This window comes from Bacillus sp. URHA0034 (assembly GCF_056280405.1).
Genome location: NZ_JBWCDK010000002.1, coordinates 44,598 through 60,135 on the forward strand (window position 1 = coordinate 44,598; position 15,538 = coordinate 60,135).

The following is a 15,538-nucleotide window of genomic DNA, read 5'->3' on the forward strand; positions in this document are numbered from 1 at the left end:
GATTGCTCTTATTGAACAATCGCACTGTTTTAAGTTCAAGGATATGTTTTCAAATGTTTATAACTGATTAGTTCACCATTTGTATTTATCACAACTTCATCCTCCCCATAACCATTATGAGCAGCATAGTAAGGGTACACCTTCAATGTTATTTCATATAATCCACCAATCCCATATACCTGCTCTATTTTGAGCAGTTCAGTTTCAAATCCAGCCCAAGAAAGACCAAGTACTTGTGCTTTTTTGTCGTCTTTATAAATTTGAGTAATTGCTCTATCTACTGATTTTCTATTGCTCTTTATAAGTGCCATTTTTAAAGTTTCACACAATTCTGTATCAGCTTCGTTTATTGTTTTCGCATTAACTCTTGTGTGAGTAAACACTAAAAACATTCCAATCATAAGTATAACTACGATCTTTTTCTTAAGAATCACCTCATTTTAGTTTTTTAAGAACTAAAATGAATTATTCAACAACAATCTGCTCAGTTTGCATAATAAGAAAACGGGATTGCTGCAGCATCTCGTCTTTTACATAAGCACCCGTTAGCTGAATAAGAAGAGTGAAAAAAACTATTATTGTCTTAACCGAGAGTGTTTTTCATTATTTATTTTCTAAAATGAATGTTTCTGATTTATGATTCCAAGTTATGGTTGCCGTTATTTTTTCGTTTTGTTGGGTAACTGAACACCCACTGCAAGAATCTTCACCTGTTGCCAATACCCCATTCTCTATAGGAGTTTCACCCCCTGTTTTACCAGTAGCGGTTTCGACATTATATTTTATCTTTTTAGGAACTGGCTTTTCTCCGATATATCTTATTGTAACTTTTGATGATTCACTTTTTTCATCAAACACAGTAACTGAATATTTAACTTGCCAATTTTCACTCTTGCCAACAAAATTTATCAATTTAGATTCTGAACAAGCAGTTAATAATACAACTGAAACAAGAAAAAACATTAAAGTCCTTTTTATTATCACAACCACCCCTCCCTGATATTGATTATATATCATGGGTATGGATATTTCTTCCTTTTTCTTCTTCAAGTAATCTGCACGTTACTTTAAGTGCATTCTTTCACAAGTTTGTTCGTGGAGTAAACATTTTAGAGATTTTGTTTACTCCATAAAAAAAGACCGTCTTTCAACGATCGATTCTTCAACTAAAGCGACCCGTTAGATTAAGTACATTTCTTCACAATACAGTAATGGAAAAGGAAAAAACCATCTTCCATCATTTTCCTAATTGTAAATTCTCAAAAAAAGATGTTGAAAAATAAAAAATTATTGATTCTATCACCTTTTTATCTTAAACTTTTTATATAAATTTTTCCATTTAAGGAGGAAGTAGGGATTTGAAATTATTAAAGGCAGCAGTAGTCGTTTTGATGCTATTAAGCTTATCCGCTTGTGATGAAAAGCAAACTGTTCAAAAGGAAATTAAAAAGAAAATAGTTGAATTTCAAAGTGGCCCAACAAAAGAAAATAAACCATCGTTAATAAATCAAAAAGGACCAACCCCTTCAAATATATATGGCTTTTGGGTTAATAAGGATTCTTATATAGTTATTTCAAACTATCACGGGAGGTACCAATTAAAGCAATATGTTAAGAATGAGAGCCAAAACACAAAGCTTTTTGCAGGAATTACTCAAGACAAAAATAAGTTTTCTGGAATTTTTGTAAATGCTGAGAATTTAGGCGAAAAAATCTCCCTGGAACTGAATGATCGTATGGATGAATTAAAGATTGCAACCAAGAATGGAGAAGACACTTATAAATTTACCGACATTACTCCAGATACCTACGTAACGAACTTCTAATACAACTACCGGGATATGGGGTACAATAAGACCAATTTAATTTGGTCTGTTTTTATGCACATCTATAACCCGTTACCAATACTCCCTTTCTTCTGTTAAACTGCAAGATAGTTCAACAAGAAAAAAAGACCGCCGCAGCGACCTCTATCTTAAACTAATGCGACCCGTTAAGTACATTTTGGTTACTGCTGTTCATAACCCCTCATTATTTGAATAGTTGAAATATTCTTTACTGATCATTCTAAAAATGATAAAATTTTAAAAAAAGGGGGGAATATGGCTAGACACAAAGAATTGATGAAGCCGAGGTTTTACGAAAAGTCAATTTGATATAGAAAAATTACCTGAATTTATTCATAATTCACTTATTGGGGTAAGAGTATTAGCCAAAACAACGAAAGATAAAGAGAAACTTCAAAACATCATTGATTCGACTTTAGCGGTATTAGATTACCATTTTTAGAATGAACGTTCTAAAAATGTAATAATTTGTACAATCTTTTTTTATTTTTAATATGGAGGCTGAAAAGAATGAATCATTTAGAGTTTTTGAAGAAAATGGCAAAGGGCGAAATACCTGGTTCGCCGGCTGCAGAGGTAATCGGTTTTCACATCACAGATGTTGAGGAAGGGAAGGTTGTGGTCGAAATGGATGCCACAGAAAGATTACACAATCCGATGGGTACACTACATGGAGGGATTTTATGTGACATATCCGATGCCGCTATGGGCTATGCATTTGTAACTACGTTAGCTGAGGACGAACTTTTTACGACGATCGATATTAAATTAAATTTCCTAAAACCTATTTTTAAATCTAGACTTCGAGCTGAGGGAAAATTAATAAAAAAAGGTTCATCAGTCGGATTGCTGGAGTGTCATGTATATGATGAAAAACAAAGTCTTGTGGCACATTCTACAAGTACATGTATGATTTTGAAGGGTAATTCTGCCGGAAAAAGATTGAAAATAGAATAATATAACTAATCTCTTGTAAAAAGAAAGTCCATTCAAAGTAAGGTCCATAAAGTTTTAGCTATCATTTAGCTTGTAGTACGATGTAAAGTTCAATTTTACCAATTTTAAAAAGGTAAGGTGGGAACAAATGCCTTCTATTCTAACGGCTCCTTCCAAAATGGAAAGCACGGTGCAATTACAAGAGAATAAACTCATTTTATTATGGAGTGTTACCACTTTGCTTGTGGTAATGAATACAACCATGTTTAATGTTGCATTACCCTTTATACTTAAAGACTTATCCTTAAGTTCATCCTTGGGCTCATGGCTGGTATCAGGTTATTCCATCATGTTTGCCATATCAACTTTAACTTTTGGTCGCCTATCTGATTTTGTTCCCCTCTCAAGACTTCTACTCCATGGAATTTGCCTATTAGGAATATCATCAGTCATCGGTTTCTTTTCAACTAATTTTTTTATCCTATTAGGAGTTAGAATTCTTCAAGCAGCTGGAGCAGGAGCCGTTATGGGATTAAGTATGATCATGGCTGGGCGGTATATCCCTCTATCAAGGCGTGGAAAAGCGATGGCGATTATTGCTTCAGCTGCCTCTTTGGCATTTGGGTTAGGTCCTGTACTAGGGGGAGTGATTACTCAATACTTAGGATGGAATTATCTTTTCGTTGTTACTATTTTTTCTGTCCTGTCTATTCCTTTCTTCCTAAAGTTATTGCCTAATGAGGTGATTAAAAAAGGTCATTTCGATTTATTCGGTGCTATTCTTACGGGGCTTTGTGTAACAGGTCTGTTACTTTTTCTATCTACATTTTCGTATGGGATACTATTAGGAACAGTCGTTCTTTTTGCGGTATGTTGGAAATATCTTAATAAGACGGAAGAACCGTTTATCCCTGTAATCCTACTTAGAAATAAGCAATATACAAAGCTCCTTCTTATTAATTGTTCTGCTTTTTTCATTAACTTTTCACTTCTGTTTTTAATGCCTATTATTCTCACAACTGTATTCGGTAAAGAACCAGCAGAGCTAGGACTGATGATTTTTCCGGGTGCCATTATCGCCATGGTTGCTGGCATATATATAGGAAGATTCATTGACCGTTTTGGGAATGCACCCTTAATTATTTTTGGACAGTTATTGTTATTAAGTGCCTCAATCTTATTTGCATGGTTCTCTTCTGCAAATCCCTATTTTATCCTTTTCATTTATATGTTTGCTAGCGTTGGCTTTACGGCAATTTCTTCGAGTATTTCAAACGAGATAACAAGGATCTTGCCCATCAATCAAATTGGTTCGGGGATAGGAATCGTCCAATTAATGCAATTTTTCGGTGCGGGTCTCGGAGTGACTATTTCTGGATTACTCATAACCATTCAAGAAGGTTTAACTTTGGAAATGGTTTATCGAAATATTTTTATTTGCTTCTCGATTATTAACATTATGACTGGTTTCATATACGTCTTCTATCTTCGTAGAGCTAGGTTAAAGGAGCAAAGTTAAATTCTTCATCGATTGAATAGAAATAGGACTTCCATAAATAGGTTTCCAGCACTCTTTCAAGGGTGCTGTTTTATTTCCAAAGGAGGTCAATAAAATAATTTTTTCAGTTGTGAGTCATCTTATAATTGAACTTCCCCGTTTGCGAAATAAATAAAAGCTACCCTATCGGTAGCTGGAACTATAAAAGGAAAGCACCTTATAGTTTACAAGAGTTCTTCCACGTACTTAAATTTTAGATTAAAAGGTTACAATAACTTTGCCTTGTGAGTGTCCAGTAGAAACTTTTATTAATGCTTTGTTAATGTCATTAAAATTATAAATTGAATCAATAGAGGGCGTGATATTTTCCCTTTCAACAAGGTTAGTGATTTTTTGTAACTGACTGCCATTGGCCTGCACGAATAAAAAGTGATATTCATTTTTATGTTTACGTGCTAAAGAATCTACACGAGCACCCACTAAACCAAACAATAGTTTTTTCCACACTGGAAAATTATTTTCAACCGCAAAGCGATAATTAGGTACGGCTTTTAATGATACTAATTTCCCTTGAGGCTTTAAAATACCAAGTTCTGCTTTTATCTCTTTTGCTCCCAAGGTGTCAATAACATAATCTATATCAGATAAAATGTTGGCATAGTTTTCCTCATGGTAATTTATGAATCTATCAGCGCCAATCGACAGTGTGCGGGGTCTACCTCTTTCACTGCCGCTTGTTATAATATATAACCCCATTGATTTGGCGATAGGGATTGCCATAGCACCAAAGCCGCCGGTTCCTCCAGGGATAAATAGCTTTTTGTTAGGCTGAGCATTGAGTACGTCATTTAATGCTTGATAAGCAGTCAAAGCAGTGAGAGGAACAGCGGCTGCTTCAATAAAGGATAGATTTTTAGGCATTATGGATATAGCATCTTCATTGACGACCGCATATTCAGCAAAAGCTCCAATTTGATTAACTGGCAACCTCGTATAAATGTGGTCACCAACGTGGAAGTTCTTAACATCTTTTCCAACAGCCTCAATAACTCCAGATAGTTCATTTCCTAAAGTTAATGGTAAATCATAATCAGAGATCATTCGAATACTTCCATTTAAAATAAGGATATCTAATGGATTAACACCTGCTGCTTTTACTTTAACGAGTACCTCCCGGCTATTAAATTCTGGTATTTTAACATCATTCAATTCCACTTGAACTTCTTTTGAATATTTCTGCATTTGAGCAGCTCTCATTTTATCATCCTCTTCCTTTACCATTTTTTGGTGCCTGAAGGTGTATATGCCCAAGAATTTAGGAGAGATGTGGGTATATCGCAGATACACCACCAGCAAAAACTCTTTGGATATTTCGGCTCACGTCATCAGCAACAATTTCAAAGCTGTCGGATTCCAATCCATCAACAGCAATTTTTGCGATATTCTCAGGGTTGGATTTGGGAACTTCTAAGCTCGATGTCATGTCTGTCTCCATGAAGCCTACATGTAATCCAGCTACTCTCACATTTTGAGGATAGAGATTTAAACGTAGGTCGTTTGTCAATGCCCACTCTGCCGCCTTTGCAGCTGTATAAGCGCCAACAGTTCCCGAACTGACCCAAGATAATGCGGAAAGAATATTCAGAATCGTGCCTCCCCCATTATTTGCTAGAATCGGTGCGAAAGTTCGAACCATGGAAAGAGTGCCAAAGAAATGCGTATTAAACTCCAAATGTATTTTATCGAGATCACCGTCTATTAAAGAAGCACCTGTAGACGATCCTGCATTGTTGATCAAAAGCGTAAGATCCTTAGCGACCATAGCGGCTGCAGCTACCTCTTGAGGGTTGGTAATATCAAGCTTCACAGGAATAACACCGGGAATGTCAATGGACTCCGGATTTCTTGCACCGGCATAAACCTTAGCCCCTCTGGATAGAAGTTCAAGAGCTAAGTGGCGTCCAAAACCTCGGTTCGCGCCGGTTACAAATACGACTTGTTCAGAAATTTTCATTCTTATGTGCTCCTTTTAATATTTATTTTGGTACAACAAAATGTCTTACTCCTCAAAACTACGCAAGTAATGATTTCCTTAAGGAGAAGTTTTGTGCATAGGCAGGTCTCGCTATACGGGAATGGTCATTCTAAAAAGCGCAATGGAATGATCCCTTCATTGATAATTTTTAAGTAAGGCAAGACTCACATATGAGAACAATCATTCTAAAAAATGCACAAGTAATGATATCTTCATAAGAGAAAGCTTTACTACAGTTCAGACTTTCTCTTATAGGAACTATTTATCTAAAAGTTTTATCGATAAATTGGCTATACGGTGTAATTTTTCTTTTGGAAGGGAGGTTCTTGTCATTACCCTTAACCCAACACACACAGTGTGCAGATGTTCCGCCAGTTCGCCGGCATCACACTCTGAAGTAAATTCTCCCTCCTCTTGCCCCCACAGAATAATATCCTTGAGTAGCTGCTCTGATAGTGTGAACGATTCAGTGGACTTTGAATCCACATCAGTATCGCGCATGGCCAATTCCACCGCCGAATTCACCATTAAACAGCCTGAAGGAGAGTTCTCTTCACCATATATCATGAAACTAAAAATAAACTGAAGAGCCTCCGCTGCATTCTTGGCGCGTTTAACTTCTCCCGTAAGCTCAGCACTGACTTTATCGCGAAATCGATCCATAGCTTTCAAAAACAGCGTATGTTTGTCGCCAAATGTGTCATACAAACTTCTGCGATGGATTCCCATATGCTCGACCAGATCGGTCATGGATGTCTTCTCATAACCTTGTTCCCAAAAGAGCTTCATCGCCTTGTCTAATACTACGTTCTCTTCGAATTCTTTACTTCTTGCCATTCTATTTCCCTCCTACCGTAGTCACTATAACATATTGAGAACGAACGGTAAAGAAAGTAATCTCCTAATAATTGTTCCAAATATTATCAAATGTAGTGAAACTACCTATAGCTCAAATAAGGAAACTCCACAATCTCTTCTACATTTTATTGTTTCTTGCAACTTAAGGGGGCTTGAGTAAAAAGTACTTTCCGGCAATGATCGCTCACGCAGTCATTTTTTCTTGTTGAAGTAACTGGCGGGATAGTTCAACAAGGAATTCAACCTATGTTTGTAGAAACCCAAAATTATACTAGTTGTGGTGTTATGCCATAAGATTGTTAAAGTTCTTCCTTTTAAATTTAAGGTTTTCACTTGTTTGTAACCCCAAAATTATCACCTTACAATTTTTAAATTACTATATGTATAACTAGTATCATTATAGGCACTATTTATCCCTTTTTCGTCCCTTAAATCTTTTGATACATACTTTGTTTTAAAAGTAATCTCAAATTCAGTTGTAAAAGGGAATGGATCCAGCTTTATTTCGTTTTGCCTTTTCCATTCAGCCCTATATTTCTGTTGGTCTATCATTGTTTTGAAGCCATCTATATACCAAGGATGTTCTTCACTTTTTGTGGCAGTCGCACCTTCATTATTTAGACAAACGTAAAGTGAGATTTCATCACATAACTGCAATAATTTAAAATGCTGATTGATCATTTCTTCCTTGGGATTATTTAAAATATTCTTTAATCTTTTTTGTCTTTGGACCTCATTATTCATATAATTAATACAATCTTGTTGTTTAGAATTACGTATATGTCCGAAAGAAGAATAATGTATGCTACAAAGTAGACCTGCATATTTATTTATTTCTTCGACCTCATCAATACCTTTGGTATACATTAATACCTTTGGTAATAGTGGATAATCCATAAATGAAAACGGTATATTCTTTTGATCGTTCCATATAGGTATCTGATCTAGACCAATCCACGCCCTATCATGTTCCCTTATGGCTAACAAAGCAGCATCCATATATTGATCATCAATAAATAGATCCTTTACAAAATACTTTGCTATATCTCCTGCAAACATTGCATGATCGTGCTGAGTCGTCATCTTAAAATGTTCCCCAGTTTCTAGAACTATCATAGCTCTTTCCCCTTAATAAAAAATAACCTTATTTTGTCTGTAAAAAAGCTGATATTTTAAATGTGGAAATAACCCTCAAAAAACAGGACAGGATTATTTATTGTTTTGAAGTAATTCGTAAATAATACCCATCTGGATCCAGTAACCAAACGCTACCCATTAGCTTATGTCCAATAATTCACAAACATTTCACAAAAAAGCTGCCACTATTACTGCTGCATATAATCGCATTACGTTATCTTCTACGACATCAAGCAGGATTTTTAGAGTCTAATTCTCTTTTTCTTTTCATTATTTCTTCTAGTTCTTTTTTTGTATCTGGATGGAGTACAATCTTATCCGTAAGGTCTAGTCCCGATGGTTTGAACTTCCTACCCCACTTTCTTGAAAATGAACGCCAATCACAAACCATTTCGATTAGATATTTTTGGGGCATAGGCAAAGCGATTTTGTTTTTTGGATCAATAACCCAATATTCCCAATGATGTTTATTTTTATGTTGATGGTGAAGCCAAGCATACTTCCATTTTAATTCATCTTCTTCACTTAGCTTCTTACCAGAAAAGAATTTCTTGGCATACGAAAAAAATTCAGTTGGTGAAAACTTTGATAAATCGTGGGTTATTCCTTGGAGGTATAAGCCCTCACTCCAGCATTCAACAAGAACATTTACTTTATGGTTAAGGATATACAGGAAGTTCTTCCAGTACGTTTTCAACATAAATATAACTCCCCCTCCCAACTAAATATTTATGTCTATTCTCCTTTTTGTTTAGTGATTCCTGCATTTTTTGTTAACAAAGAGAAAATTCCTTCATCAACAAACCTGCACAGTTACTTCAATAAGAAAAGGCATTACCGTTGTTCCAGTAATGCACCCTTTAGCTACGATTTAGACTTAATTCAGTCGGGAACAAGAAAAGCGACTGTTCTTCTTGAACAATCGCACCCGCTAGTTCATTAACTGATGTTTAATATCTTTAATCCATTTACCTTTATCGTCTGCAAGTAAAGTATTCCAACCTAAATTTCGTGCTTCAATTAGATTTTTCTCTTGGTCATCAACAAATAACACATTTCCTTCGCCTTTAAAGCGGGCACTAACTATTAAGTATATATCGACTTGTGGTTTACAAAATCCCACATCACTAGAAATAGTTATACTCTTAATGTAATCTTCAACGGGTCTAATTATATGTTTCACCCATTCTATGCGATGATTACTTAACAAATGAATATTAGCAAACTTACTCCATAACGGGATTTCTTCAAGAGCAGGCAAAGGTGTTATCAATGATAATAATTTGGTTACGGCATATCCTTTGTCAATTGTCGGGAACCTCTCTATCAACTTAGCCCAAAATTCTTCATCTTTAATTTTTCCCGACCATAATTCTTCACGGACTTCCTGTCTAAACTTAATAAGCTTATCATATGAAACTTCAAATTTTGATGATAAAATCCTCCCAAAATATTGGTGAAAAGTTTGTTGCAATCACTCCTGCAATATCTAATACTATTTCAGGTTTTTCGCTCATCTATATCTTCCTCCAGAACAAAGCTATTCTTTACAGTCGAATAGCTTAATAGGAATACCTGCCTTCTCAAGTAATCTGACCAATAGTTGAACAAGAAACAAGATGCTGCCGCTTTGTTTATTTAGTTTATGTACATTATGTTTTTGATGACATCTTTTAATTCTTTCTTTGTTTCTAACAATTTATTTTTCAAACTTTCATTGTTTAAAGGCACATCCATATAAAATTCGGCAAACGACTGGTGCTTATACCTCGGTACAACGTGCATGTGAAAATGAGATAATTCGCTAAATATTCCTCCATTTTGACAAATTGTAATTCCGTCAGGTTTATAGAGAATCTTTAATGCCTTTGAAATTAACCTTGATGCCTGTATTATATGGTTTGCTGTATCTGAATCAAGTTCATCAACATCCTCAAAATGATTTTTTGACAGTATCATAACGTGACCTTCATTAAACGGGTCGTGGTCTAAAATACAACAAACAAAATCGTTTTCGTAAACTATATTCACAGCAGCAAGCTTATTAGCTAAACAACAACCCAAACATTCCATATTTTATCCCTTTCAAAAATTCGATATAAATGTACAGATATTCCACATAAAAAACCCTTCTTGGATCTAACGCAACTGTTATTCGAGAAGTGCACCATTAAATCTCTATTTCCATTCGTCTCATTTTTGTTTTCAAATTCAACGCTTCATAAAATTTTATAGCATCTTCATTAAACTCCCAAACACCTAATTCTAGTGAATTAGCTTCTATTCCCTCTGCGTATTCCAATATTCCTTTAAATAATGCTTTCCCAAAGCCTTTACCCCTGTATTTAATATCAACACCAAAATCCTCTATAAAGACAATTTTTTTAGGAATTGAGATTGATCTTTCCTTGGTTTTTTTTATTGTTAGGATTGTATAAGCAATTTGTTGGTCTTCAGCTTCCAATATGAATACTTTTGTATTATCTTCATCAATTAAGGTGTCGTAATAAACTCTATCTAGTGTTATATCAGCCAGTTTATAATGATCGGGTCTTGCTTTTGTAATAGATGAACAACATCATAATCGTTTTTAGTCGCTTCTCTAATGCGTGTGTTCAATTTTCTCCCTCCCAATATACTATTGTGGGAAATACTTCTACATTAAATACCGAAGTTCCTTCTTGAACAAAACTGCCAGTTAGCACAATAAGAAAAGCCACATTCGATTAATGGCAGCACTCTCTTCAAAAAATCAGTTTATATATAACAAATCCAACTATTATTACAACAATCAGTATTCCTGTCCCTTTCCAACCCATCCCACCAGTTAAATCAGTTAAATTCCCATTACTTCCTCTATTTAATGAATCGTGTAAAGAACCAGTTGGATTATTTTTTGTTTCCATTTGTCTTAATCGTTCTCTTTTTTCTTCAGGAGTTTCATCGTATTTATTGATACTAAATACCCCCTGCCATAGTTTCTATTGTGAATGAATTCTATATTATTTCGTCTATTCCTTCTTAAACTAACCTGCCCATTTGTTGAATAACAAAAAAAAGCCGCAGCAACGACCTTTTGTTATGAAGCGTTAATCCTCGATTGTTCTTTCGGTTAAGCATGATTATGAAATACCTGTTCTTTCATAATTCAATTTTCATTTTTTTATAAAGAATCAAAAAAAATTGATAATAATAAAAATTTCGACACAAATTCGATATATTTATAGTATTTTTTCAGAATATATTTTATAATCAAAATTACATTAAATTCATTTGTATGAATATTTTTAATTTTGGGCTACAAAATGAAATCTAAAACATTTATTTCCTTCCGTTTGTAATTAGGGACGAATCTCTTTTTAAGAAAAACCAATTCATTCTGAAAAAGAACTTCTGATTTACACACTTTGGAGTCAGAAAAATCGAAAGAATCGGTTAAATAAATATATTTTTATTTAAAATCTAAGGAGGATTTATATGACAATTCATGAACCATTATTTGCAGCAATGTTAGTTCTCGGATTAGTTGCTATAGGAGAAATTGTTTCTGTATTAACCCGAGCAAGAGTACCTATGTTACTAATTGCAATTCTAGGATTTCTTGTATTAATTTGGACAGGGGTCTTCCCTAAAAATATTGTGGAAACATCGACTTTTAGTCAGATCGGTGTTTTAATGACAGGTCCTTTAGTTGTACATTTAGGTACACTTATTCCATTGTCATTAATGATTAAGCAGTATAAAGCTGTTCTAATAGCACTGGGAGGAACAGTCGTTTCCATTTGTTTAGTTTTACCAATTATTTCAATGCTCTTTAATTATCAAACAGCTGTGGCGGGTATGGGGCCTATTGTGGGGGGAATTGTGGCTTTTATTGTTACCTCGACTAAGTTAAAAGAACTTGGTTTTGAAAATTTAGTGGCTATTCCGGCACTTGTCTTAGCTGTTCATAAATTATTTGGAATGCCGGTTGCCTCTTACTTTCTTCGAAAATACGCGATTATTCTACGTGATAAAATGGACTTGGCGGATCCAAAAAAGTATGTTGCGGCTGCGTTAGATACACCTTTACATGGTAACTCACCAAAAAGTAAACCAAAAAAGAAATATGAATTTAATACAGCGAATGTTCTTTTATTTAAATTATTTCTTGGTGCTTCTATCGCAACTGTGATAGGGAACTATACAGGAGTGAGTTCCACCATATGGTGTTTAATCATTGGTGTAATAGGCTCAAGGTTTAAATTTTATGACGAAAATATTATGGACAAAGCAAAAGCTTCAAGCATTGCGGTACTCGGAACAATTTTTATTGTAATAGCTTCAATGAGTACCGTAAGCTTCATTCAATTCCTACATTTTATTCCACAGGTGTTGACGATTATTGTGGTTGGTCAAGTCGGTATTGTAGGGGGAGGTTTCATTTTCTCAAAATTATTAAAAATTCACCCTTATAAAGGGATGTCAATGGCCTTAACTTCCATGTTTGGTTTTCCTGCCGATTATATTTTATGTCAGGAAGTTAGCCGCAGTGTTGGACGAACCGAGGATGAACAACAAACACTCTTAAATGAACTATCCCCGCCTATGTTAATAGCAGGGTTTTCTACCGTAACAGTTGCATCCGTTATAATTGCAAGTTTCTTAGTTAAAACTTTATAAAATGATTGAAAAAGAGATTAAAAGTTAAATGGATATCGTAGAAGAAGAGAATCCAAGACAACTAGTTAGAGCAACTACTAAGGATTGAGCACTGTGATGAATCGGGCTAAATGCTTTTGAGGTGACCCCGAAAAGTTAGAGTTTTATATTAAGCAGCTAATTGGCAGGTATGGGTACGGTATTGAACCGGACTCATTCCTGCCAATTTTTTGTTATAGGTCCTTTTTTGTGAAGCACCATTTTTTATTGAGTATTGTTTTTTTTAAGTGTTCCCTTCTTTAACTAAACTGTCCCGAAGTTTAAGTACAACATTTCACAATCATTTTTGCGCAAAAGAAAAAAGGCGATCTCCTTCTGAGGTATCCCACTCCGTTAGTTTAAGTGAAAATGTGGTAAAGAAATTTATAAATAAAAACCTTCGTAATTGAAGGTTTATCGAAACCACTTCTTTTTAAAAATGGTTATCCTAGTAGGAGTAGGTTCAGTTATATATTGAAAAGTATATAAGATTAAAGCCCTGACGAAATTTATTAACAGGTATTTAAATTTTGTTAAATTTTCTAAAGTGAATATCCGAAAATCTTTAACATATTTCAACCCTCCAAAGATAAAGAACATATGAAGAACAGTATTTGTAATTAAATATAACGGAAATTTACCAAAAGTCATTTTTAACACCCAAAGGCTAGTGACAAGGTATGGTCCGAAATTCAGAAAATTCATGCTGTTAAAAGGTCCGACACCGCTATAAAAATTCCACCAATTTTTCTTTTCACCGTAAAAATCTAAGGCTTTAGTAAAAGTAGCCATAAATATGGCAGTGGGTAGAAATCTTCTAAATGATTTCTTACTTAGAAAGGGTACAGTTAGCCATGGAACAACCAGTAATGCAATTAAAAATAATTTTTGGTTTTTCATTATACCACCTATAATGGAGATGTATTTTATCGGATTTACCCTTATTCTTTTACATCAACTTCAACTTTATACAATTAGTGATAGGTACTTATAGTGCTAATTTTATACATGCCCATATTATTAACACTTGAGGTGTTATAATTGGAGTTGTTCTGGGGTTAGCTGCCTTCTGCTTTTGGGGTACGATGCGAATCTTTGATTCGGATCGTACCCCAAAACTTTTATAATCCTTTTTAACCTGCCTGTTAGTGATACAAGAAAAGCGATTGCTCGTTTTGAACAATCGCTACCCGTTAGTTGAAGAAGCACATAGAAATGTATTGATTTTAACGAGTTATTCACTGTGAATTTCAAAGCAGAAATATCCGAAAGGCAAATGTTCTTCTTTTAATCCCATTTCTGATTTTGCAATTTCCATCATTTTTGGTAGGAGTTCATTTAAGGATTCTTTATATTTTTTTAGTGCTTTTTGATAAGCCACCACATTGTTATATTTACATAACGGATACAGTATTCCCCCTAATCTCAAATCATTAAGTGTCCTTGGAGTATCAGGGACATTAAGACATTCGATAATGTGCTTCTCCTGAACTTTATCATCAAACCACTCTCTACATTCAATGTAAAACATAAATTCCTCGAACTCGATTTGCATTTCCAATTGTTGATTGATATAAAACGGTGTAATTCTAATGTATTGGTAGTTGAATTGGAACTAATAATTTCATCTAATATGTCCATTAAATTTGTAATAGTCGGGTAATATCTATATTTTCCATTATAATAAATGGTGTTGTTGTCCACTATTTCGTTAATCTTTCCTTTGCCCTTCTCCAGGATTTCTTCGCCTCCTACCATATCAATTCTGTAATAATTTATTACATTCCTTCTTGAACTAAACTGCTCGTTAGTCGAATAAGAAAAAGCCACCAATATGGCAGCTAAGATTTTTATCTCTTGCACCCGTTACTTTAAGTGTAATACTTCACAATCTTTTTGCTTATATATGCTTAAAAGGCAACTTTTTTTAGATTATCAAAAACAATATTTGCAACTTGGGTTACTTGTAATGTACCATCAACAACGAGATCAGCATTCGGTTTAATCGTTTTAAGCATATTAAGATAAGCTCGTCTTCCTCTAGAAATATAATTTTCCATATCAAACATAATATTAACAGTGGAGCTCTCACTAAGATCTCTAATTACTCTTCGTGCCAAAGCAATGTCTAATGGAGTATCAATAAACACGGAGAAATCAATGAATTTACTTACTTCAAAATGTTTATAGGAAAACGGGAAATCTAAGACGATGTAATCGAGTGGTTTAGTTGATAACGCTTTTAAATCCTTAATTAAAGGAGTTAAATCCCATTCATTAGGGTCTCCTCCATTATCTACCCAGTCCACAATGTCTTTTGGACCATTGAAATCATAGTCATCAAAAAAAAGACCCTTTGAATTATGTAATTTCTGATTTATAAGTTTTGTTATTGTTGTTTTTCCTCCACCAGATACAGCAGCAATAGCAATAACAAATGGTGACTTTCCTTTATTCATAGCATCCTCCAATCATTTTGTTGTTTATTAGGTCTAGGTTATTGAAACTCTTCCCTTTTTTAACAAAACGTGTTCGTGGAAGAAAATA

18 protein-coding genes are annotated in these 15,538 nt (G+C 34.4%); 4 read left to right on the top strand and 14 right to left on the bottom strand.

The features are described from left to right. Positions 1-35: 35 nt before the first annotated feature. Together ACZ9EE_RS02435 and ACZ9EE_RS02440 are read right to left on the bottom strand one after the other, a co-directional pair. Positions 36-401 (bottom strand): DUF3888 domain-containing protein, encoded by a 366-nt coding sequence (locus ACZ9EE_RS02435; protein ID WP_476025100.1) that lies wholly within the window; start codon positions 399-401, stop codon positions 36-38. 202 nt (positions 402-603) lie between these two features. Further along, on the bottom strand, positions 604-1,050 hold the full coding sequence (locus ACZ9EE_RS02440; RefSeq protein WP_476025101.1) for a hypothetical protein: 447 nt from the start codon (positions 1,048-1,050) through the stop codon (positions 604-606). A gap of 308 nt (positions 1,051-1,358) precedes the next feature. On the opposite strand from ACZ9EE_RS02440, the gene ACZ9EE_RS02445 reads away from it, so the two are divergent. From ACZ9EE_RS02445 to ACZ9EE_RS02455, 3 genes are all read left to right on the top strand, one after another. Beyond that, positions 1,359-1,826: a hypothetical protein gene (locus tag ACZ9EE_RS02445; protein ID WP_476025102.1), complete on the top strand. Its 468-nt coding sequence runs from the start codon at positions 1,359-1,361 to the stop codon at positions 1,824-1,826. A gap of 531 nt (positions 1,827-2,357) precedes the next feature. Continuing rightward, entirely contained in the window at positions 2,358-2,804 is a 447-nt protein-coding gene (locus ACZ9EE_RS02450; protein ID WP_476025103.1) for a PaaI family thioesterase, read from the top strand. Between the two features lie 127 nt (positions 2,805-2,931). Beyond that, complete coding sequence (locus ACZ9EE_RS02455) at positions 2,932-4,302, top strand: MFS transporter (RefSeq protein WP_476025104.1); 1,371 nt, start codon at positions 2,932-2,934, stop codon at positions 4,300-4,302. A 237-nt stretch (positions 4,303-4,539) separates the two neighbouring features. Here the strand turns inward: ACZ9EE_RS02455 and ACZ9EE_RS02460 are convergent, their stop codons facing one another. The 9 genes from ACZ9EE_RS02460 to ACZ9EE_RS02500 all read right to left on the bottom strand — a co-directional run bounded on the left by ACZ9EE_RS02460 (position 4,540) and on the right by ACZ9EE_RS02500 (position 11,268). After that, complete coding sequence (locus ACZ9EE_RS02460) at positions 4,540-5,538, bottom strand: NADP-dependent oxidoreductase (protein ID WP_476025105.1); 999 nt, start codon at positions 5,536-5,538, stop codon at positions 4,540-4,542. Between the two features lie 58 nt (positions 5,539-5,596). Continuing rightward, positions 5,597-6,295, bottom strand: a complete 699-nt coding sequence (locus tag ACZ9EE_RS02465; protein WP_476025106.1) for an SDR family oxidoreductase — start codon at positions 6,293-6,295, stop codon at positions 5,597-5,599. A 279-nt stretch (positions 6,296-6,574) separates the two neighbouring features. Continuing rightward, the gene (locus ACZ9EE_RS02470; protein ID WP_476025107.1) at positions 6,575-7,153 is read right to left on the bottom strand and encodes a TetR/AcrR family transcriptional regulator; all 579 of its coding nucleotides are present in this window, start codon (positions 7,151-7,153) and stop codon (positions 6,575-6,577) included. Between the two features lie 375 nt (positions 7,154-7,528). Continuing rightward, on the bottom strand, positions 7,529-8,290 hold the full coding sequence (locus ACZ9EE_RS02475; protein ID WP_476025108.1) for a DUF3891 family protein: 762 nt from the start codon (positions 8,288-8,290) through the stop codon (positions 7,529-7,531). A gap of 250 nt (positions 8,291-8,540) precedes the next feature. Next, the gene (locus tag ACZ9EE_RS02480) at positions 8,541-9,011 is read right to left on the bottom strand and encodes a DUF5662 family protein (RefSeq protein WP_476025109.1); all 471 of its coding nucleotides are present in this window, start codon (positions 9,009-9,011) and stop codon (positions 8,541-8,543) included. Between the two features lie 231 nt (positions 9,012-9,242). Next, positions 9,243-9,785 (bottom strand): HAD family hydrolase, encoded by a 543-nt coding sequence (locus ACZ9EE_RS02485; protein WP_476025110.1) that lies wholly within the window; start codon positions 9,783-9,785, stop codon positions 9,243-9,245. 164 nt (positions 9,786-9,949) lie between these two features. Continuing rightward, complete coding sequence (locus ACZ9EE_RS02490) at positions 9,950-10,384, bottom strand: HIT family protein (RefSeq protein ID WP_476025111.1); 435 nt, start codon at positions 10,382-10,384, stop codon at positions 9,950-9,952. 97 nt (positions 10,385-10,481) lie between these two features. Beyond that, positions 10,482-10,877, bottom strand: coding sequence for a GNAT family N-acetyltransferase (locus tag ACZ9EE_RS02495; protein WP_476032829.1), 396 nt, complete (start codon positions 10,875-10,877; stop codon positions 10,482-10,484). Positions 10,878-11,055: 178 nt separating this feature from the next. Beyond that, positions 11,056-11,268: a DUF6366 family protein gene (locus ACZ9EE_RS02500; RefSeq protein WP_476032830.1), complete on the bottom strand. Its 213-nt coding sequence runs from the start codon at positions 11,266-11,268 to the stop codon at positions 11,056-11,058. 520 nt (positions 11,269-11,788) lie between these two features. Here ACZ9EE_RS02500 and ACZ9EE_RS02505 point away from each other — a divergent pair. Further along, positions 11,789-12,973: a hypothetical protein gene (locus ACZ9EE_RS02505; RefSeq protein WP_476025112.1), complete on the top strand. Its 1,185-nt coding sequence runs from the start codon at positions 11,789-11,791 to the stop codon at positions 12,971-12,973. A 432-nt stretch (positions 12,974-13,405) separates the two neighbouring features. Here the strand turns inward: ACZ9EE_RS02505 and ACZ9EE_RS02510 are convergent, their stop codons facing one another. The 3 genes from ACZ9EE_RS02510 to ACZ9EE_RS02520 form a co-directional block, all read right to left on the bottom strand. Next, a complete protein-coding gene (locus ACZ9EE_RS02510; RefSeq protein ID WP_476025113.1) occupies positions 13,406-13,891 on the bottom strand; it encodes a hypothetical protein in 486 nt (161 codons plus the stop codon). A 334-nt stretch (positions 13,892-14,225) separates the two neighbouring features. Next, entirely contained in the window at positions 14,226-14,522 is a 297-nt protein-coding gene (locus ACZ9EE_RS02515; protein WP_476025114.1) for a hypothetical protein, read from the bottom strand. Between the two features lie 379 nt (positions 14,523-14,901). After that, entirely contained in the window at positions 14,902-15,450 is a 549-nt protein-coding gene (locus ACZ9EE_RS02520) for a nucleoside/nucleotide kinase family protein (protein ID WP_476025115.1), read from the bottom strand. Between the last annotated feature and the right edge of the window lie 88 nt (positions 15,451-15,538).